1 protein-coding gene is annotated in these 336 nt (G+C 55.1%); it reads left to right on the top strand.

Annotated elements, in window-relative coordinates; translation table 11 throughout:
- On the top strand, positions 1–286 hold a 286-nt coding region (locus M3P07_RS17710; RefSeq protein WP_249971260.1), incomplete at its 5' end, for a GIY-YIG nuclease family protein.
- Between the last annotated feature and the right edge of the window lie 50 nt (positions 287–336).

Genomic DNA, 336 nt, shown 5'->3' with positions numbered 1-336 from the left:
CACAATCACAAGCACCTCAACAAGGGGTGCTTTTTTTATGGGGTTTGTCGTCTACATCATCTATAGCCAGAGTGCCGACCGGTACTATGTCGGCCATTGCCAGGACCTTTCGGAGCGATTGGCGAGGCACAACGGTGGCCGATCAAAATACACCAAGATGGCCAGGGACTGGGAGCTAAGGTGGAGCGAGGAATTCCCAGGTCGTGCAGCGGCCATGGCCAGGGAGCGGGCGATCAAGCGGAAAAAGAGCCGAGTGTACATCGAACACTTGATATCGGTTGGCTAGAGCGTTCCGAAGGCTTTCGGAAAGGCCACCGGTTCGAATCCGGTATTCTC

The organism is Flagellimonas myxillae (assembly GCF_023502235.1).
In the GTDB taxonomy this organism is placed as follows: domain Bacteria; phylum Bacteroidota; class Bacteroidia; order Flavobacteriales; family Flavobacteriaceae; genus Flagellimonas; species Flagellimonas myxillae.
The sequence above is the reverse complement of the archived record's forward strand: the minus strand, read 5'-3'. Positions and strand labels throughout refer to the sequence as shown.